Origin of the sequence: Klebsiella sp. K-Nf6 (assembly GCF_002806655.1) — a bacterium.
Classification (GTDB): Bacteria; Pseudomonadota; Gammaproteobacteria; order Enterobacterales; family Enterobacteriaceae; genus Klebsiella; species Klebsiella variicola.
Genome location: NZ_PIBN01000013.1, coordinates 74490 through 94246, shown reverse-complemented (window position 1 = coordinate 94246; position 19757 = coordinate 74490). Strand labels below are relative to the sequence as shown.

The 19757-nt window shown below is 49.8% G+C and carries 20 protein-coding genes and 1 pseudogene; 9 read left to right on the top strand and 12 right to left on the bottom strand.

Annotation, left to right across the window (positions count from 1 at the left end):
- Positions 1-257 precede the first annotated feature (257 nt).
- Genes CWM61_RS20130 through CWM61_RS20120 form a run of 3 tightly spaced genes read right to left on the bottom strand, consistent with a single transcriptional unit; the run spans position 258 to position 3560 of the window.
- A complete protein-coding gene (locus CWM61_RS20130; protein ID WP_100631794.1) occupies positions 258-2261 on the bottom strand; it encodes a DNA topoisomerase III in 2004 nt (667 codons plus the stop codon).
- Entirely contained in the window at positions 2258-2821 is a 564-nt protein-coding gene (locus CWM61_RS20125; protein WP_100631793.1) for a hypothetical protein, read from the bottom strand. Before CWM61_RS20125 ends, CWM61_RS20130 begins: the two co-directional genes overlap by 4 nt.
- Complete coding sequence (locus tag CWM61_RS20120) at positions 2808-3560, bottom strand: PFL_4669 family integrating conjugative element protein (protein WP_100631792.1); 753 nt, start codon at positions 3558-3560, stop codon at positions 2808-2810. The genes CWM61_RS20125 and CWM61_RS20120 overlap by 14 nt, the downstream gene beginning before the upstream one ends.
- A gap of 348 nt (positions 3561-3908) precedes the next feature.
- Between CWM61_RS20120 and CWM61_RS20115 the strand changes: the two genes are divergently transcribed.
- The 5 genes from CWM61_RS20115 (at position 3909) to CWM61_RS20095 (ending at position 8931) form a co-directional block, all read left to right on the top strand.
- A complete protein-coding gene (locus CWM61_RS20115) occupies positions 3909-4139 on the top strand; it encodes an RAQPRD family integrative conjugative element protein (protein ID WP_100631791.1) in 231 nt (76 codons plus the stop codon).
- Positions 4140-4456: 317 nt separating this feature from the next.
- Positions 4457-5608 carry an adenosylhomocysteinase gene (locus CWM61_RS20110; RefSeq protein WP_100631790.1) on the top strand — a complete coding sequence of 384 codons (1152 nt, stop codon included), beginning with the start codon at positions 4457-4459 and terminating at the stop codon, positions 5606-5608.
- A gap of 105 nt (positions 5609-5713) precedes the next feature.
- Positions 5714-6583: a nucleoside-specific channel-forming protein Tsx gene (locus tag CWM61_RS20105; protein WP_100631789.1), complete on the top strand. Its 870-nt coding sequence runs from the start codon at positions 5714-5716 to the stop codon at positions 6581-6583.
- A gap of 67 nt (positions 6584-6650) precedes the next feature.
- The gene (locus CWM61_RS20100; RefSeq protein WP_100631788.1) at positions 6651-7904 is read left to right on the top strand and encodes a nucleoside permease; all 1254 of its coding nucleotides are present in this window, start codon (positions 6651-6653) and stop codon (positions 7902-7904) included.
- A 100-nt stretch (positions 7905-8004) separates the two neighbouring features.
- Entirely contained in the window at positions 8005-8931 is a 927-nt protein-coding gene (locus CWM61_RS20095; protein ID WP_100631787.1) for a ribokinase, read from the top strand.
- Positions 8932-8994: 63 nt separating this feature from the next.
- On the opposite strand, the gene CWM61_RS30195 is transcribed toward CWM61_RS20095, so the two are convergent.
- Both CWM61_RS30195 and CWM61_RS20085 read right to left on the bottom strand, forming a co-directional pair.
- Complete coding sequence (locus CWM61_RS30195; protein ID WP_100631786.1) at positions 8995-9567, bottom strand: NUDIX domain-containing protein; 573 nt, start codon at positions 9565-9567, stop codon at positions 8995-8997.
- A complete protein-coding gene (locus tag CWM61_RS20085; protein WP_227521393.1) occupies positions 9552-10598 on the bottom strand; it encodes a LacI family DNA-binding transcriptional regulator in 1047 nt (348 codons plus the stop codon). Before CWM61_RS20085 ends, CWM61_RS30195 begins: the two co-directional genes overlap by 16 nt.
- Before the next feature lie 155 nt (positions 10599-10753).
- On the opposite strand from CWM61_RS20085, the gene CWM61_RS20080 reads away from it, so the two are divergent.
- The 4 genes and pseudogenes from CWM61_RS20080 to CWM61_RS29950 form a co-directional block, all read left to right on the top strand.
- Positions 10754-11689 (top strand): nucleoside hydrolase, encoded by a 936-nt coding sequence (locus CWM61_RS20080; protein WP_100631784.1) that lies wholly within the window; start codon positions 10754-10756, stop codon positions 11687-11689.
- Between the two features lie 86 nt (positions 11690-11775).
- Positions 11776-12117 (top strand): hypothetical protein, encoded by a 342-nt coding sequence (locus CWM61_RS20075; protein ID WP_133122466.1) that lies wholly within the window; start codon positions 11776-11778, stop codon positions 12115-12117.
- 174 nt (positions 12118-12291) lie between these two features.
- Positions 12292-12762, top strand: a complete 471-nt coding sequence (locus tag CWM61_RS20070; RefSeq protein WP_165785291.1) for a DUF1097 domain-containing protein — start codon at positions 12292-12294, stop codon at positions 12760-12762.
- A 235-nt stretch (positions 12763-12997) separates the two neighbouring features.
- Positions 12998-13089 (top strand): annotated as a pseudogene (locus tag CWM61_RS29950) (hypothetical protein); the annotation flags it as partial.
- 252 nt (positions 13090-13341) lie between these two features.
- Here CWM61_RS29950 and CWM61_RS20065 read toward each other — a convergent pair.
- The 7 genes from CWM61_RS20065 to CWM61_RS20035 all read right to left on the bottom strand — a co-directional run bounded on the left by CWM61_RS20065 (position 13342) and on the right by CWM61_RS20035 (position 19595).
- The gene (locus tag CWM61_RS20065) at positions 13342-14541 is read right to left on the bottom strand and encodes an STY4528 family pathogenicity island replication protein (RefSeq protein WP_100631781.1); all 1200 of its coding nucleotides are present in this window, start codon (positions 14539-14541) and stop codon (positions 13342-13344) included.
- Positions 14541-15065: a DUF2857 domain-containing protein gene (locus CWM61_RS20060; protein ID WP_100631780.1), complete on the bottom strand. Its 525-nt coding sequence runs from the start codon at positions 15063-15065 to the stop codon at positions 14541-14543. The genes CWM61_RS20065 and CWM61_RS20060 overlap by 1 nt, the downstream gene beginning before the upstream one ends.
- Positions 15066-15146: 81 nt before the next feature.
- Positions 15147-15389 carry a TraR/DksA C4-type zinc finger protein gene (locus tag CWM61_RS20055; protein WP_100631779.1) on the bottom strand — a complete coding sequence of 81 codons (243 nt, stop codon included), beginning with the start codon at positions 15387-15389 and terminating at the stop codon, positions 15147-15149.
- On the bottom strand, positions 15386-16996 hold the full coding sequence (locus CWM61_RS20050) for a ParB family protein (protein WP_100631778.1): 1611 nt from the start codon (positions 16994-16996) through the stop codon (positions 15386-15388). The genes CWM61_RS20055 and CWM61_RS20050 overlap by 4 nt, the downstream gene beginning before the upstream one ends.
- Positions 16986-18338, bottom strand: coding sequence for an SPI-7-type island replicative DNA helicase (gene dnaB-PI / locus CWM61_RS20045; RefSeq protein ID WP_100631777.1), 1353 nt, complete (start codon positions 18336-18338; stop codon positions 16986-16988). Before dnaB-PI ends, CWM61_RS20050 begins: the two co-directional genes overlap by 11 nt.
- Complete coding sequence (locus CWM61_RS20040; RefSeq protein ID WP_087605504.1) at positions 18331-18720, bottom strand: hypothetical protein; 390 nt, start codon at positions 18718-18720, stop codon at positions 18331-18333. Before CWM61_RS20040 ends, dnaB-PI begins: the two co-directional genes overlap by 8 nt.
- Positions 18720-19595 carry a ParA family protein gene (locus CWM61_RS20035; RefSeq protein WP_100631776.1) on the bottom strand — a complete coding sequence of 292 codons (876 nt, stop codon included), beginning with the start codon at positions 19593-19595 and terminating at the stop codon, positions 18720-18722. Before CWM61_RS20035 ends, CWM61_RS20040 begins: the two co-directional genes overlap by 1 nt.
- Positions 19596-19757 lie beyond the last annotated feature (162 nt).

Here is a 19757-nt window from a genome sequence, read left to right as displayed (position 1 = left end):
GTATCGAGCCTCTGAACCTGTACCACGGGTTCATCGTCAATGTCACTTCTCCGGGCCAGAGCCTTTTTTGGCCGACGTGTAATTTCACGGAGGGTCACGCCTTACAACCTCATCCAGGTAACAAAATGGGTTGCCATACTGTCCAATCATTCGTCTCCAGGAGCGAAAAAACGGATTACCGCAGTCGCGGGGTACTTCAAAGCCATCAGCAAAATAGCAAATTCACGCCACGCTTCCAACCAAAAACATAAAGCCAGTCAGACACTTTTCTTTGCCGGACTTTTCCGCCGACGACCAAGCTTCTTCGCCCCGACATTCACAATCCCGTTGCAGTCAGGGTAGTTGACGCATCCCCAGAATGTACCTGATTTCCCCGTACGCTGCCGCGTTGTTCCACCGCATACCGGGCATGGCGGAGAAGGAGGTAAAGTAATCTTAACGGTCTGCTGCCGCCCTTTTGCCACCAGTCGCATTGTCCAGGCTGACTGCTTCGCCATAAAGTCATCCAGCGACATCCGGCCTTCAGCAATATCATCCAACGATTGCTCCCAGAGCGCCGTCATCCCCGGATCTTTGAGCTGTGCTGGTAGCACCGCCATCAGGTCAGCGGCGATAGGTGTCGCCAGTAGATACTTGCCTTTCTTCACCACAAAACCGCGCTTCAGTAACGTCTCAATCACGCCAGCCCGGGTCGCTTCCGTTCCCAGCCCCGCGTTCTCTTTGAGGATCTTGTTAAGGCGCGGATCAGTAACGAACTGCGCCGCATTCTTCATCGCCGCAATCAATGTCCCTTCCGTATAATGTTCCGGTGGTTTTGTCTGCTGCGATTTTGCTTCCGCGACAGTGACCTGGCATATACTCCCTTTAGTCATTGCAGGTAACCGGGCCTTGTCACCGACATCGCCTGCATCCTCTTCAGCATCCTTACCAAACAGACTCTTCCAGCCAGCAACGACCACAACTTTACCGCTGGTCTTAAATAACTGCCCACCGCAATGCAGCGAAACCCGCGTGGCATCCACTTCATGGTTCGGCAGGAACTGGGCCAGATAATGCAGCCGGATAAGCTGGTAAACGTTGCGCTCCTGCTCACTCATTTTTGCCAGATCACAGGGCTGCTTTGTGGGGATAATGCCGTGGTGCGCGGTGATCTTTTTGTCATTCCAGATGCGCGAAACATGCTGTATATCAAGCCGCGAGATGATCGCAGATAAAGCAGGATCGCTTTGCTGTATTGAGGCCATCACCTGCCCGATCTCGCCGCGCATGGATGTCGGCAGATAACCGCAGTCGGTTCGCGGGTACGTCGTCGCTTTGTGAGTTTCATACAAAGCCTGCGCAATATCCAGTACCTGCTGAGCGCCATAGCCGAAACGGCGGGAACAGGCTTGTTGTAGCGTACCGAGATCAAACGCCAGTGGAGCAGATTCGGTTTCCCTTTTGGTCTCAACCTCTGCCACCGTCGCCTGCCCGGTTTTCTGGCAAAGCTGAACCACTTGCTGCGCTGCTGACGGGTTAATACAGCGTTTTTCCTCATCACAATATGCCGCTGCTGGCACCCACTGCGCCTGAAATGCGATCCCTCCTGCCGCCAGCTGCGCCACGACATTCCAGTAAGGCTTCGGGACAAACTGCGCAATATCACGATCGCGTTCCACGATCAGGTTAAGCGTCGGCGTCTGCACCCGTCCCACGGATAACACGCTACCGTAGCCGTTCTCCCGGGCCTTGACCGAATATAGCCGCGTCATGTTCATGCCGATTTGCCAGTCAGCCCGGGCGCGGCCAAGCCCGGCTAAAAAATAGGGTAAAGTCGCACTTCCAGGCTTTATCGCCGCCAGCGCGGCGCGAACGCTGGCCTCATCCAGCGCCGAGAGCCATAATCGCTCAACCTTTCCCTGGTAATGGCAATAATCGAGGATTTCACGGGCAATCACCTCTCCTTCCCGATCCGCATCGGTAGCAATCACCACCGTATCAGACTGTTTCAGCAGCTTCTGGATGACGGAGAACTGAGCCGCAGCATCCGGTTTAACCTGCATTTGCCACGTTGTCGGCAATACCGGCAGCACGTCAGTACGCCAGGGAACGCCGAACTGTTCACCGTAGGCATCCGGGCTGGCCTGTTCCAGCAGATGACCAAAACCCCAGGTGACGCACACGCCGTTTCCGGTCTGATAGCCCGGCATTTTCTTTGTCGCACCCAGCACAGCGGCAATATCGCGCCCCTGACTGGGCTTTTCACAGAGAAAGAGCTTCATCGAATCGTCCCTTCCGCCACGCTCTTCATATTCTCAAACAGCTTGCTGGTATAAGCCGCCGTGGCATGAGAGGCCAGCCCGGAACGAAAGGTGATATGCATGCGGCTACCAGAACCGTTTTTCTCCAGCTCGACCTGAACGCTGTCGTTGGTATTCTCGCTTCCCCAGTCACGCCCCATTTTGTAGTAACTACCGGGTTGCCCGTCCCATACCCATGCCCCATCGGCTACTGAAGCGGCTGTCCACCCTCCACTTTGCGTACCGTTGTTATGTAGCTGCGCCACCTCTTCAGCCGAGATAAAGCGGTAGTAGCGTTTTACCCGCGCCGCTGCCGTATCGACATCAACGGGAACACGGTATTCCTGCTCGATTTTGTGGCTGGCCTGCGGTATGCCTTTCGACAACACCACCTGACCACTGTCTGCCGGTGCGGAACCGGCTGAGAAGATCCCACCGCTAATCTGGCTTATCGCACTGTTGACACTGTCAACACTCGCACAGCCACTCAGGCAGGTACTCAGGACGAACAATCCGGTAAAAGCTGTTTTATTGCGGATCATCCTGCACCTCCTGCTTTGCCGCTTTCTCTTTGCGTGACTGACGTTTGAAGGCGGTTTTCAGCGCCTTAATACTTTCGGCGCTTACCGGTGGAGAAAAGCGGGAACGGCGGGTTCCCAGCAGGATCGCCCTGTCCAGTTTTCCAAATTGTTCGATAGCCTGTCGGGCAATGTCGTTATCTGAGGCAATATCCTGGCGGGTAACGGGATGAGAACGGTAACGCAGGGCCACCGAGAAGATTTGGCGAATTTGATGGCTACCGCGATGTAACCAGGCTTTGCGCTCTTTCAGCGACATCAGACCGTAATGATGCGCCTGAAAGACACGCAGAATAAGCTGATCAAATCCAACAAGGAGGTAAACGCAGCGGTATCCCAGTGGGGTATGGCTGTGAACGCCGATATTTAGCGGCGCTTTGGAGGTGACCCCGGAAACAGAAGCGTTCGCTGGCAGCATCGCCATCAGGGCATCAATATCGTTCAGCCATTTCTGGAGCTGCTGACTGGCTGTCTCCAGTAATGTTTCCACTTCCACCAGAGCCGAATCTGCCCACGGATTATCCGCCAGTGAATCGCGGTTAATCCGGGAAATGAGCCGGAAAAACAGAGGCATTCCGATAAGCGACGGTTTACCCTCCGAGGCTGGTCGCCCGGTCCAGGTGTTAATGGCGTATTGAGTGTGCAGCTCGATGCGCAGCTCAGAATGCAGTGCACCGGCTTTCTTTTCTGTCTTGTCTGACATGAGAATCCATCCGTTGAAATTTAACGAGATGGAAATGGTCATGGATTACGAAGGTCAGGGACAACGAGAAACTATTTTTGCAGACAAAAAAGAATCGTGCCCTTTACTGCTTTAAATTTAACCACTGTTGACACTGTCAACAAAGAGGGGTGGCACTATCCGTACAGAAATTCTGCCCACTCTCAAATAATCATGGCCTAATAAAATGCGCTCGGGTTGTTCCAGCCGCAGAACTCTGCCAGAAACGAGACTGCATGATGGAATGGAAAGATATCCTCACATCATTGACTACTCTGGGCGCAATATGGCTTGCAGCACACTTCACGTTACGCAATTCATGGAGCGCTTATGCGTATCTTTCATCTGGCCCTGTTCTTTGGGGTACCCCTGCTCGCCAACGCGGCCGAAAAGCAGCAGAGTACCGCTCAGCACTACTTCTTTGACTATTCGGCCATGCAGCGCAATTTTAATCTCCTTCAGAATGGCATTCACCGCTACCTCTCTTCCGAGAGTGAGCAACTTTGCATGTTGGCCCCCTCTTTAATAGTCTTTCTTCGACTTTGTGAATGGCTGGAATGACGACTTTACTGCGGGGCACCAGGCTGAAATCTGATAGTGAATCATGTAGATACGTGATCGAACAAAGTCTTCTTGTCCTGCCAGATCCAGGAAAAGACAAAATTAGAGGCAATATTTTTAGCTAAAAACGTCATACGTATGACTAACTTGATAACCTCATCACAGATCGAGTCATACGTATGACTTAATATCCCGTTCAGAGAGGCATGAGATATCTCAGCAAGTCAATCGTATGACTCTAATGCTATGTGACTCATTGCCAGCAGGACTAACAGACTTGACCTGCATATTTTTTATAACATGAACTGGAGAATACAATGACTAGTCGTATTGAATGGGTTCGCGACAATTGCCGCCTTCTGAAACAGCTCTCTGCCGAATATAAAAAAACCCGTCCTTTTGAAGGACTGACCATCGGTACCGGGATCCATCTTGAACCCAAAACGGTTACCCTCCTGCTGACTCTGAAAGATGGCGGGGCACGTGTGGTGTCTACTGGCAATCTGAACAGTACGCAGAAAAGCGCTGTCGACTACCTTCGTGAACACGGCGTTGAAGTGATTGGTGAAGCTACACGTGATAAAGCTCAGCATCTTAAATATCTTCAGGCCGTTCTGGCCGAAAAACCCGATCTGCTGCTGGATAACGGTGGCGATCTGTTCGCAGAATACTTAAAAGCACCCTACGGTACGCTGCAGGGCGGTACCGAAGAAACCACTTCCGGCCGTATGCGACTGGTTGAACTGCGTAAAGAGTTAAATATGCCGATTCTGGTTATCAATGATAGCCCGATTAAGCAGTTTGCAGAGAATGAACACGCCGTTGGTCAGAGTGTTCTGGAATCCTATATGCGTATCACTAACCGCGTCACCAATGGCCAGCGTGTCACTGTTTTCGGCTATGGTGCCTGTGGTATGGGTGTCGCCTATAACTTCCGTAACGCAAACGCGAAGGTCAGTGTAGTGGATACCGATCCGCTCAAGCGCCTGCAGGCTCACCTGGATGGATTTGATACGCCGTCACGTGAAGATGCCATTCGTTCTGCGGATGTCATTGTCACCGTCAGTGGTGGTGGCCGTATTATTGGTGGAGAAGATATTCCTCTACTGAAAAACGGCGTCATCCTGGCGAACGCTGGTCACTTCCCGGTGGAAATCGATGTCGATTCGTTTGCTAAAAGCGATCAGATTGAAAACGTTACCGAATTTGAAGAAAGCATTGCGTCTTACCAGACTAAAGCGGGTAAAAACTTCAAAATTATCACTGAAGGACACATGTTTAATCTTGCCGGTCCGCGTCCACTGGGTAACTCGATCGAATCCATGGACCTTGGCTTTGCCCTGCAGTCCCTGTGCCTCGAAGCCGTGGCTCGCAAAAAAGTCAACAGTTCCCACTGTGTTGTTCCTGTTATTAGGGAAATCGACGAGAAAGTCGCGAATATGTACATCGACCTAATCTATAAAAAATAAAAACCAAGGGCGGTTCATCTTTCATGGGGATGTGGTGAACCGCCTTTTTTATTTCCGGTAGCTCTTTTCCAAAACTGTACTTCTACAAATACTCAGGGTATAACAATGAAAAAATCCGGGCTGGGAAAACTGCTGTGTATTAAAGCAACGCTTTTAATTTCATTTTCTGCTGTGGCAGATGACAGTGAATATCTTTCATCATGGTGGCACCAGAGTGTCAACGTTGTTGGTGCATATAATACTAAATTTGGTCCGAAGCCAAATAATGATATTTATATGGAGTATGAGGCTTTTTCAAAAAATTCATGGCTGGATTTTTATGGCTACGCTGATATTCCAAAAACATTTGGTGCTGGTAACAGCAACGACAGCGGCGTATGGGACAAGGGGTCCCCTTTTTTCATGGAGATTGAACCACGCTTCTCATTTAGCGGTATAACTGGCATTGACCTGAGTTCATATCTGTTTAAAGACTGGTATTTTGCCAATAATTATATTTTTGATATGGGGCAGAATAATGCTTCCCGTCAGAGTACATGGTATATGGGTCTGGGTACTGATGTGGATACTCATAGCCCATTATACCTTCAGTTAAATATCTACAAAAAATACCAGTTCCAAAATTATGGTGCAGCCAATGCGAACAGCTGGGATGGGTATCGTTTCAAAGTAAAATATCTTTATCCCATCACAGAAGTGTTAGGAGGATCGCTGAGTTATATAGGATACACCAATTTTGATTTTGGTTCACATCTTGGAGACGACTCTGCTCCGGGAACCCGTACTAATAACTCAATAACATCGAGCCATATTATTTCTCTCGCTTATAAGCATTTCCATTATGCTCTGGTTGGCAGATACTGGCACAACGGCGGGCAGTGGCGTGATGGTGCCGGACTCGACTTTGGAGACGGTATGTTTTCAGCGGAAAGCAACGGCTGGGGTTATTACGCTGTTATTGGATATAACTTCTGAACGGGTGAACCGGTTATTTCCTGATAATCGGTATTTCATTGATACGCACTACAGACAGGTTTAAATCATGAAAATACAGTCTCTGCTGAAAGTCATGTTATTTTCCCAGTATTTCATCTGGGGATGCTGGCTGGTTACATTTGCCTCATATTCCATGAGTTCACTGAAATTCACTGGTTCAGATGTAGGTTTTATTTTTAGTGCTCTGGGTCTTGCCGCTGTAGTAATGCCCCCGGTTGTAGGCATAATTGCGGATAAATGGATTAGTGCCAATAAGATCTATATTTTTTGCCATCTTATTTCCGCGGCATCGTTGTATGGCATGTCCATGATTACCGACGCTGAGTCCATGTTCTGGATGATGCTGCTGAATGCGGTAGCCTATATGCCCACTATTGCACTGTCTAATACCATCTCCTACTTCACACTGGAAAAAAATGGACTGGAAGTGCTGGATTTCCCCCGCATTCGTATCTGGGGAACGATCGGCTTCATCATCGCCATGTGGCTTATCAGCTTCCTTGGTTTCGAAGTCAGTCGTAACCAACTCTATATCGCTTCCGGTGCATCTGTATTCCTGGCGATATTCTCTCTGTCACTCCCCCGCGTGGTAGCTCCGGCGAAGAGCATAAAAACAACGTGGCTGCAGAAAACCGGACTTGATGCTTTTGTCCTTTTCAAACAGAAAAACATTGCGCTGTTTCTGTTATTTGCAACACTGCTGGGATCCATTCTGCAGATAACTAACACGTTCGGTAACCCTTTTCTTCACCATCTGGCGGCTCTTCCCGGGGCTGAAAACAGCGTTATTGCCCGGTATCCGTCAGTACTGCTGTCCATCTCTCAGATATCTGAAGTCGTGTTTATTCTGACTATTCCGTTCCTGATGAGCCGACTGGGCCTGAAACGCATCATTCTCCTTAGCATGATCGCCTGGGTAGCTCGTTTTGGCCTGTTCGCCTATGGCGATTTTACGTCAGTTTCCGGCGTCTCAATGCTACTGCTTTCGATGATCGTCTATGGCTGCGCTTTCGATTTCTTCAATGTATCCGGCTCCATGTATCTGGCACGAGTGGCCGGTGAAGAAATGCGCGCCAGCGCTCAGGGCCTGTTCATGACCATGGTGAATGGAATAGGACTTTATATCGGCTCTATCATCAGTGGCCACGTCATTGATTATTTCACCGTCGATGGGGTTCAGAACTGGTCTTCCTTCTGGCTTGTGTTCAGTGGTTACGCACTCATTCTGGCCGCTGTTTTCTGGTTAGTTTACCGGGGTGAACCGCAGGAAACAGTCCAGGTATCTTCAGTCAATCACTAAGGGTTACTTAAACGGCATCCACATTGTTGAGCAGCCCTGCGAGTCCGGTGTTCGTCACCGGACTTATTATGTTAAGGCCTAAATATTGAGGTAAGGTTAAATGAGAAAAAAAATATTCATCCTGGGTTCTTACAATGTGGATATTGTGTCGTATCTAGACCGGTTTCCGGTACCAGGAGAGTCAGTTGCCGCAACATCCAGTTCAACATTTCCGGGAGGAAAAGGGGCTAACCAGGCACTGGCGGCCAGCCGCGCTGGGGGCATGGTCAATTTTGCTGTCAAAGTTGGGCAGGATGCATTTGGCCGCAATGCGGAAAAAGAGTTACCAGAATCACCCATTGCTTCTCTTGATGTCTTTGTCTGCAACAGCAAGCCCACTGGAAAAGCGCTGATCATGATTAATCAGCGTTCCGGTGAAAACATTATCACCATCGATCTGGGTGCCAACGCAGCATTTACCGACACCGATATTAAATCCCTCAGCGATAAGATTGGCGAGTCTGGTTACTTCCTGACGCAGCTGGAAAATAACTGGGATGCCACACTAAAAGCGATTCAAATCGCCAGGGATAAAGGCACTACCATCATTCTTAATCCGGCCCCCTTCAGTGAGGAAATCATGGGAGTCCTGGAACTCATCGACATTATCACGCCTAATGAAACAGAGGCAGAACTGATCAGTGGTATCAAGATTGAAACGACAGCGGATGCGATCAAAGCAGCGCGCAAGATCAAGAGCATGGGCGTTAAAAATGTCCTTATTACCCTCGGAGCGAAAGGGGGGGTTCTGGTGAATGATGAGTTTATGGGGGACTTGCCTGTATTTCCTGCAAAATGCGTGGACACTACTGGTGCAGGGGATTCATTTAACGGCGCATTTGTCGCACGCCTTGCCGCCGGAGATCCCATCATTGATGCAGCAATTTACGGTAGTGCTTTTGCCTCCTGCGCCACTGAGTTGATGGGAGCATCAAGCCATCCTTCCCTTGCGGATGTGGAAACCCGACTAAAAAGTCGGGCTGTTTGATAAAACCGTCCATACACGAGTTTGTGTATGGACTTCTTTTTATATTCCCGGCTATGGGCCGGTTCAGCCCGACATGATACTGGTTATTATTCTTGAGAATCTTGGATTGTTAACGACAATATCATCATGTACTGACACCCATGCAAATGAGTGAGACTCATCATTAATATCGATCTGCCAGGAACTGGTGCTCATTGCATAGCACAGGTCTGCATGCCAGTGAGAAGGTTCGGACCGCGCTGTATTTTCACCGATCCTGTGAACATCAAAATCGACTGGCTCCGCGAACAACAGGGTCAGATGGTCGTTCCTGAGTCCTGTTTCCTCATTAATTTCTCTGCAGGCCCCCTGCAGTGGGGTTTCCCCGGACTCCAGATGGCCTCCAGGCTGAAGCCAGAGATTAAGCCGTCGATGCCTGAGCAATAGTATCTCGCTGTGAGTGGGAGAAAGAATGAGGGCACTTGCAGTAACATGCACCGGAAACGAACATCGTGATGACAAAGGGCTGACACCGTCAAAAAGCGCCTGAAAAAGGTTGTGTTGGTCTGTACACGCTGGCACACGGGATACACATCCGGAGATTTCATTAAGGATGCAAGCGGTATGGCTGCTGGCGGTGCTCAGGTGGGTGAACATGTTGAATTTCGAACGACGAGTTCTAACTCAAGGAGCCTGGGTTCAGGGTGCCCGGAACCATTCAGAACATGCTCAAAAAACATATCCAGCGCCATGGTACCAATGCCAGCCGCAGGGATAGCAACTGTTGTCAGTTCAGGGTAAAGCATGCGAGCCATTTCAATGTCGTTAAACCCGACCACAGACATATCCTCCGGAATGCGAAGCCCTGCCTGACGGCAGGCCCTGTAAACCGCACCAGCGAGAAGATCATCATCACAGAAAATAGCTGTCACATCCATTTTAACCAGCCTCAGCGCCTTTTCAGTAGCAAAGTCCAGGTCAAAAGTTGAACCTACATACCAGCGTTCATCAGCCGGAAGATTGTGGTGCGCGACTCTGTCCGCGAATGCTTTGAAACGATAGCGGAAAAGGGATTTATTGTACTGTGCGGCAAAGTAGCCAATTTTCTCGTGTCCGAGGGTTGTCAGATGCTGCAGAACCTGCTCTATACCACTGCTCGCATTCAGATCGATGTGGCACAGACTGGCATCTTCGGACTCAATATGGATTATTTTATTTCCTGTGCGAGCAAGGATCTTATCTGACCCCCTGTCACACGCATAAACAATGCAGCCGGCAATGGTCATACTTTCAATCATCTGTACGATACGCTCAGCCCATAACGGATCAGCAGAGGTATCGACAAGGATGACAGAGTACCCTTTCGATGCTGCCAGTTTCTCGGCCGCATAAAGCACTTCGCCAAAGAAGGGCTGTTTCACGTCGGGAACCGCAAGGGCTATGGTCATTGAGACCCCTGTACGCAGGGTGCGGGCGCTCAGGTTTGGCCGGTATCCCATTCGCCGTGCCGTTTCCTCAACCAGTTGACGTGTTTTGAGTGAGACTCGCCCTTCAGCCTTACCGGATAAGACCAGAGAAACCGTAGACTGGGAAACATTCGCTTCACGAGCAACCTGCTTACTGGTGACCTGCTGTTCATCCGCGGAAGACTCATCAAGCCTTAACTCATTATTATCTTTATTATTCAATTGGTAACATCCGTAATACAGTCGCTTTCGTCTTACGATTGACTATCCGCCAAACAGATCATATAGTCAAGTCATACGATTGACTTGCCAGAGATATTTGAGGTAGGTGTCGGCTTGTCCGGCACTTTGACACTGAATAATCTGATGGCAACCCGATGAAAGAAAAAATCATTATTGATACCGATCCTGGTCAGGACGATGCAATTGCAATCCTTATGGCCCTGGCAAGCGAAGAACTTGATGTTCTTGGGATCACCACTGTGGCTGGCAACGTTTCTGCTGAGCTGACTGAAATAAATGCCCGGAAAATATGCGAACTTGCAGGTCGTCATGATCTTCGGGTTTATAAAGGAGCAACAAGACCGTTGCTGAAAACGCTTGTCACCGGTGAGCATGTCCATGGCAGTAGTGGAATGGATGGTCCTGTTCTGCCCGAACCGGTCATGCCTTCTCAGGAACAACACGCCGTTGATTTCATCATTGAGACGCTCAGAATGCAGCCTGCAGAGCACGTTACACTCTGTACGTTAGGCGCGCTGACGAATCTTGCTCTCGCTTTCTCAATAGCACCGGACATTGTCAGGCGGGTGAAGCGTATTATCATGATGGGCGGGGGATTTTTTGAAGGAGGCAATATTACGCCGACAGCAGAATTTAACTTCTTCGTCGATCCTCATGCAGCCAAAGCGGTACTGAGTCTCGGGATCGATATCACTATCATTCCACTGGATATTACACATAACGTACTGACGAGTAAGAGCAAAATAGCGAAGTTTAAAACTCTGGGCTCGTGCGTTGCCGAAGCCTGCGTGACCTTGATGGAATATCACGAACGTTTTGACGTCGAGAAATACGGCAGCGATGGTGGTCCACTTCATGATCCTAACGTTATTGCCTGTCTTCTCAAACCTGAGCTGTATCAGGGCAAACTGGTGAACGTTGAAATCAATACTGATGAAGGACTGGCACACGGTATGTCCGTAGTAGACTGGTGGCGGGTGACTGACCGGAAACCTAATGCGACATATCTTACCAGTGTGGACAGCGACGGATTCTTTGAACTTTTATATTCAAAAATTGCGTTGTATTAGTCTGTGCGACCCCATGCCAACCGCATAGAGAACTTCATTTGAAATAGTCCCCTGATATTGTTCAGGGGAAATTAGCAGCAATGAACATGATGAAGAACATAGACACTATGCTCAGATCACCAATGAGCATCATTGAACAAATGGAATTAAAGCAAACCGTACATTTCTATTTTTGCCTGCTGATTGCTGTGAAAATAGATCGACGGTACGCACCACAGAAAAGTGATATTGACCGTAGGCTGTTTATTCAGCGTTGGTTGGCTAATGCACAAAGAAGAAAACTATTCAGTAAACATCTTATAGACGATATCAGATGGTTGAAAGGTGAAATAAACAAAGGTCAAAATTACGTGGAAATTGAATTTCTTATTTTTAACGCTTATAACCTTTATCGATATAGCCTTGATAAGGCCATATTATATTGTTGATTTTTTTGCTGAAAATATCAACGCGGCTTATGTTATGACGATGTAATAAAAAACCATTAAATCTATCTGTTACCTGGAGAACGGTACTCCTGAAAAAAGCATTTAAATGCTTTTGTAAACTTCAATCATTATCAGACAATAAACCTATATCAAAAACAAGGAGAGATGACCATCATGAAGATTGACTTATCTATAGCTATTACCACAGCCTTATTTTCTGCAATTTGGGTTATCCTGGCTACGACTTTAAATATTCCTGCATGGGCTGGTTTTCTGGGGTGTACAACCTACTTTGCCATAAATCAACATAGCCGAAAGGCTTTTTTAATTTGCGCACTGTCGCTTATTTCCGGGAGCTTCTGGGCATGTATGTCCCTTGAACTTACACAATTTTGCTCCGGCTCGTTGTTTGTACTTTTCATTGCGACAGGTTTAATTGCTTTTTTTATGTGTATCCAGGCAAGGTTGATCATTTTATCTTTCATTCCTGCGGCCTTCATTGGGTCCTGTACGGTATTTGCAGGAGCCAACCAGTTAACAAGTTCGTTAGAAGCATTATTTATTGGCCTGTTAACTGGATATTTAATGAAATCGTCTGGTTATAAACTACATGAATTAACAGAATCTGAGAAACAGAAGCCTTGAATTTCCTATGCTGGTACCAGACCTCAAGGATGAGGCGTGGTGCCAACTCTATCTCCCGTATATCATTTACTACCATAATCGCGCATTACTTCAGAAATAATCGTCAGCGCATTGGCACTGAATGAATTAAATTCCCAACTCATTCAGGCAGTCAGTAACCTTGATGCTATGATCTACAATGCAGATTTTGACGCTGAAACTATCTAAATTAATCCGGGAACTGTATCCACTTACAAATTATGCCCGCAGGTAACAGCTATGCTGATGCTGTATCGTGGTACTCGCGTCAGTGACGTTGTTAGAACGCTCTGCTGCACCCGTTCCTCGAGGTTTCGTCGACTGAGGCCAGCTAAAGTCGAAAGGTCAAAAATTAGGTTTCACGTACAAAAATTTTCAATATCCAAACTGACGCCATTAAGAATCCACCAATAATGACATATATTAAAGCAAGAAATATAATTTACACGTTCATACCCATTAACTGACCTCTTTATTACTGATAACCTTCCTACATTCTATTCAAAATAACGGTTGTACCTAAACTCACAAACAATGTTGACACTGTCAACACTGTTCACGTTATGACCTGAAATAATGCTCCCGGATCTCAGCCATCACACCGGATACAAACTCTCTTCGGGCACGTTTGACCTCTTTTTTCCCAGCAAATGGTGGCACTACAACCGATTTTGGCTTTGCAGGCGGATGTACTGCCCCCGTATCACCAACGTTAAACTGCCCTTCCCTTGCCCGTTTAAGGTTCGCCAGCAGGTAGGCCGTGACGTTCCTGACCTCTGTCGCTTTCATGCGGCCAGCCAGATCGTCCAGCATCCGCTGTCCCAGCCCGTCAGGTAACGCGCTAAGTTGCTGCTCCAGCATATCCTGGTCGGTCGTGTTCAACCGCTCGATCACAGCCGTCGGCCACGACAACCGACTCTCGCCCCCTACGTACGTATCTTTTACACTCTGTGTAAAACTACGTACGTAACGGTTCGATTTTCGAACTAAGACGCCACCCCTTGATTTCCGGCTTAGTTCGGAATCCGAACCCGGTAAAATATCCCCCTTTAGAACACTAAGTTCGGATTCCGAACTCTGTAGTTTTTGACCTGGTTCGGTTTCAGAACCGGCGGTTTTCTTCTGTCGAGATGACACCATTTCCTGCGGAGTTTGTGGCGCGGATAACCGTGCTTCTATCAGCGCAACGCGTGAGTGCCGGTGGCGCATACCGGTATCGGCTTTGATATCCTGCAAAACGGCCAGCGCCGTCAGGCGTATTGTTTTATTGGTGTGTCGGCAGGCATCGGCAACAGCATCAAGCCAGCAGGGATCGAAGTATTCCGCGTCAAACAGCCCCAGCGGCTCATCATGCTGGGCATAGATATTGCCGCGAATGCGCCCGGATTTATCTCTGACACGTTTGCACAGACTCAGCCACCCGGTCAGACGCAGCATTAACAGTGCCCTGCTGACCGTCTCCCGGGAGGCTTTATCCGAATGAGGTAACGCCAGCTGGCACTGCAACTCGTCGTAGGTTGGAAAAACTGCGCCCTCATTCTGCTGGGCATACAGTCGGATCATCACCCAGGCCATCTTATCCAGCGGCGATAACCGGCTATCCAGAAATAAACGCCGGGGAACGGCGTCATGCACGTTCCCCAGAAAGAGCAATCCGCTCTGCTCATTACTCTGCTCACCGGACTGCACCTTTTGCTCAATCCGGTTTTGCATCTTCGCCAGCGTACGCTGGATAACATCATCGACGGGAACAACGGTCATCAGGCGGCACTCCATCCTTTGGTTAGCGTCCAGACTGAAGTTAACGAAATGTCCTGCTGCTCAGCGATTAGCATCATGGCCTCCAGCGCATCCAGCGATTCCAGGTTGTCAACGTTCGATGCCTTCCACTGCTGCCACACCGCCAGCTCCTGCTCTTCTGTGGGGATCTGGCTGCGCCCCTGCCGGGTTACAACACCGACCAGGCGTCGCCGGGAACTGACTTCCGACGCCGTCAGACCGAAAAAATGCTGCATCAACTCGATAGATCCTCCCAGCGTTAACGCCCTGTCGATACGCTGTGTCCGGGTCTGTTCACGACGAGCCTGCGCCAGCATGGTGTTAAGGTTGGTATGGTTAATGCGGAAGGTCAGAAGCGAGACCGGCGTATTCACCAGATAATGCAGATCCTCGACGGTCAAACTGTTTAGCTCCTGAATCTCTTCCAGGGTCAATCCCATCGCCTCACAACGGCGGATATTGCCCGACTTCAGCTCCATAACTATCTGCGTTAACAGTGCATTCATTGCGCACGCCCTCCATAAATAATCGCAATATCAACAGCCCATGCCAGAAAACAAAGCAGAATAACGATCCATGATGTGGCTTCAGCTTTCATCGTTTCCTCCATATCTAACACGCCGCCGAAACTCGGCAATGGTCTGGCAATCAACGCACAGCCTGACGCCCGGAACAGCTCTGCGGCGGGCTTCCGGGATCTCATGTCCACAGAGTTCGCATTCAGAGGACGATATCGCCGGTGATATCAACGAAGAGCGAATACGTTCTACCTGGCTATCAACCATCAGTTGAGTCACTTCCTGCGCCTCATCAACCCAGTCAGCTTTCATGCTGTCTCCTCCCCGAATGTCTGGCGTTGCAGCTCGCGCAACCGGCGCACAACTCTGATCAACCGCAGGAATTTCGCCGCATACACATCATTGAGTAAGGGTTCATCAAATGGACTGGACGCCCCGAGAAGAAATCCGGTTAACGTCGATAACGGGGTATAAGATCCGCCACCGTACAATGCGGCCAGCAGTTCACCGTTCGCATTTGGTGGGAGAGAATAGCCTGCGCCTAAGAGAGATTTATCTTCCTGAATAACATCTTCAATCCCCATCACTTCCGCCAGTTCGAACGCCAGACGAAACGCGATGTCCTGTAGATGTTCAACATCATCCTGTAACGCCGGGATATGCCAGATATCGGTGACCGGCTCCAGCCCGTTCGCGGCAAAAGTGATGGTATTTGCAGGCGGTTCCAGAAGCGGATCGTCACCATCAACAGGCTCTGGCTCAGCGCCAAGAAGAGTGTCGGATAAGTCAGATGTTGAATCTCCAGATATATTCCCAGCATAAAGATCCAGCTGTTCTTCATCGGGCGGTAGATCAATATGATCAGAGGAGTCACCCCCGGTAATGACAGGCTTTTTCCTCGTTGATCCGGAATCAGTGGTGACGGAGGGCGGCTCAGCATCCGGTGGTGGTGAAGGCTCATCATGGGTTTTATCTGCATCCAGAACATGCTGGGGAAGCGGCTCCGGCGCTCCAAACAGTTTGCGCCGGTTCTGTTCCTGCGGGTCAAGCTCAATCAGCCAGCTATCATAGGTCAGTTGCGGATCGGGCATTGCCTTCAGCAGGGCCGCAATCAGCTCTTCTTTAAAGATATCGGCTGAGTAGTGATCCGGGTCGTCAAAGGCACGGCAGACACCGCCAAAGATATCATTAAATTCCTGTTCCGGAGGTAACTCGACGCTCTGGCTGAAAGTCTGCCAGGCTTTTTCCGCCGCAGTTCGTAGCGCGATAAGCTGAGTTATCTGGGGCCGTCCCATCCCCGAATTAAGCAGGTTGGGCATCCACGGCCAAAGGTATTCGATTGTTGCCACCATACGGCTGATATTCGAATGGTGAACCGGATAACCGGCCTCTTTCAGTAGATCGGCCAGCTCACGCTGACTCACTTCACGCCCCAGTTGTTCCTCGTAAATATCCCGCGCCTTCTCGATGCCAAAGGCTTTCTCAATAAATGACAGCTCGCCACGCACATCATTCTCGGCCAGATGGCCGAGAACGCACTGCAAACGCCCCGGCCACGGTTTCACGATGCACTGAACACGGCGAAAACGCTCATCGCCAGTCTCTGCATACAGTTCCGTCAGGATGGAATAGCGAGTGTTGCCACCGTCGCTGAAGATATAAACCTCTTCGGGGCTTTCCGGATCTCTGGTGACTTTTGGCACCGAATCCAGCCCCCGGGCGCGGATCGACGCTTTGATATCTTCATACTTTGGATTGCGGGAGGTACGGGGGTTATCCGGATTGGGGCGTAGCTGCTCCAGCGTCAGAACCATCGGCATTTCATTCACCGGCAGCACTACGGCGGTGCTTTCAATGTTTGGGGTACGACCACGCTGGAGCAGCTTTTCGCCCAGTTGGCTGGATTTCTTAGAAGTCATAGCGACCTCCTGTAAAATCCTCGAAACAGGTAATCTCCGCCTGATACTGCACTTTTATGGTGCCAATCGGGCCGTTACGCTGCTTGCCAAGAATAATTTCGGCCACACCCGGCTCATGCGTATCGGCGTCATACACTTCGTCCCGATAAACAAACATAATCAGATCGGCATCCTGCTCCAGCGCCCCGGAATCGCGCAGGTCACCATTATTCGGACGCTTATCCGCCCGGCTTTCCAGTGAGCGGTTAAGCTGTGACAGCGCTACTACCGGACAACCAATTTCTTTCGCCAGCGCTTTGAGTGAGCGGGATATCTCCGCGATCTCCTGCGTCCGGTTCTCCTGTCCTGGACAGCGCATCAGTTGCAGATAGTCCAGCAGGATCAGGGATGGATGGCCATATTTACGGATATTTTTTCTCACCCGGGAGCGCAGGAGCGCCGGTGTCATATAGCTGGAATCATCAATCACCAGCCTGCCTTTCCAGTCCTCAAGCAGAACTTTCATTGCTGCACTGACCCGCGCCCAGTCTTCATTCTGCATATCGCCATTGCGCAGGTGTTGAAGAGGGACACGCCCCAGCATGGCGGTGAAGCGCATCAGTAACTGCTCGGTAGGCATTTCCAGGCTGTAGACCTGCACCGCCATATCCGGGCGCTCGTTCAATGCCCCTTCGCAGAATGCCAGCCCCAGCGCTGTTTTCCCCATTGATGGGCGACCAGCCAGTAAAATCAGGTCACTGGGCTGGAAGCCACTGGTCATCGTATTCAGTTGAACAAAACCGGTAGGCGTACCGGTAATGAGATCTTCACTACCGCAACGTTGCTCTAATCGGTTGAGGAAGAGTTCCAGTGAGGCAGGCAGATCAACATCTCCATCCGGAGATTGCTGTTCGGCAATAGCAAAAATCCGGCGCTCAGCTTCATCCAGTAATACTATCAGGTCACTTCTGGCGTCGCTGGCCTGCCCGACCAGATCGTACCCCAGCGCCAGTAACTGACGTTTCTGGCCGTAGCTGGCAACATACTCCGCATAAGCCACAATATTCGCTGCACTGGGCGTATTTTTGGAAAGTTCGGCAAGATAGGCAAAGCCACCGCACTGTTCCAGCGTCCCTTGCTGCTCCATTGATTCAGCCAGGGTTATCAGGTCGATGGGCTTGTTCTGAAGCAACAACGTCTGCATGGCGGAGAAAATCACGCCATGCGGTCGCGAATAAAAGCGGTCAGCAGAAACAATCGTTGCAATATCATCCCAGCGATCGTTATCCAGCATCAGACCGCCAAGGACGGCTTGCTCGGCGCTGATTGAATGCGGAGGCAATATCTGTTCGGCGTTATTCATGCTGGCCTCCGGCGCTACGACATTCGACCAGAGCTTTATTCAAACGGGCCAGCCAGGACGGGGAGACAAGAAACAGCGGCCAGCCATCACGTTCGACATCAAGATAAACAGCAGAACCAGCGGAATAACCGACCTCAAAGAAACGCCACTCCCGGGGAGAATCAATCTCCATATCCATGCTGAGATCAACAATCTGGTTATCCGGCATCAGACCCCATACTTCGAGCTGGAATTCACAACATTCCCACATCGCCTCCAGTAGGCCAGGGATTTTTTCCAGAGCGTCAGAATAGGTTTTGGCTTCAAAAAAAACCCATTGCTCATCAACTTTTACCCGACCATCGCGAGCTACGAGACTGTAATTTGCACGATAAAGTGTCATTATTTATCCCTCTTCGGCTGGTTTTGCAGTACCGCACCAAAGCGGTCACGCCATTCGGGGAATAATTCACAGGCCAGATCGTGCATGGTTTGCGCAGCTGGCAGACTCTTACGGTCAGTATGGTATTCAAGGCGGTGAGCGGGTTGCCCCCGTGTATGGCCTAGCTTGTAGACTTCAAGGTCGTAGATTTGGGTTTCGAGCAGAGTGACAGGAGGAATATCTGCTTTGCTATACGTTCCATCAGCAATAATCGTGGTTAACGCACCCAGCGCTTCTTCAGCCAGCAGGGTGTAATCCATGCAATTTACCAGGACTTTCATTGGCGGCAATGTGAGGCCAAACCCACGGTAGGGAAGAAGTTCCTCCATTAGCGTTACCGTCCCTCGCAGGAACTCCCGGACATCTGGCACAACAGGTTTTACCATCGCCACCGCCGTATGCGACGTTGCCAGCAGCACCAGTTCCAGCATGATGGAACGTGCGCCCTGTGAATCGATGATGATCACATCGTAAGCAGCAAACAGTGGATGCTGGAGTAAATTACGCAGACGAATACGGCCATCCGGCGCGTGCATCATGGCTGTCTTGAGTTGTTCATGGGGATCGTTAGAGATAATTAGGTCAAGGTTATCGATGCAGGTCTCGGAAATCAGTTGCCCGGGACGGTTGAGCTCTACGGTCTGCATCAGCATCTCGTAAAGACCGCATGGCGCTTCATAGCGTAAAGAATAGTAACTGGAGGCAGTTGGCTGGGCGTAGTCGCCGTCAATCAGAAGGGTTTTGAGACCGGCGTCGGCACAGAAGCCAGCCAGGTTGGCGGAGTGAGTGGATTTACCTTCACCGCCTTTGGTAGAAATTACTGAAATTACATGCATATAAGTCACCTGTGTACGGTTTACAGGTAACAAACGTTCTATGCGTGTTTAAATCAGGGATTGAAAATCCCCGTGTCCTTGGTTCGATTCCGAGTCCGGGCACCACTTATTCAGAGAACCCAGCCTATGGCTGGGTTTTTGCTTTTCTGCGACCGGACTCTC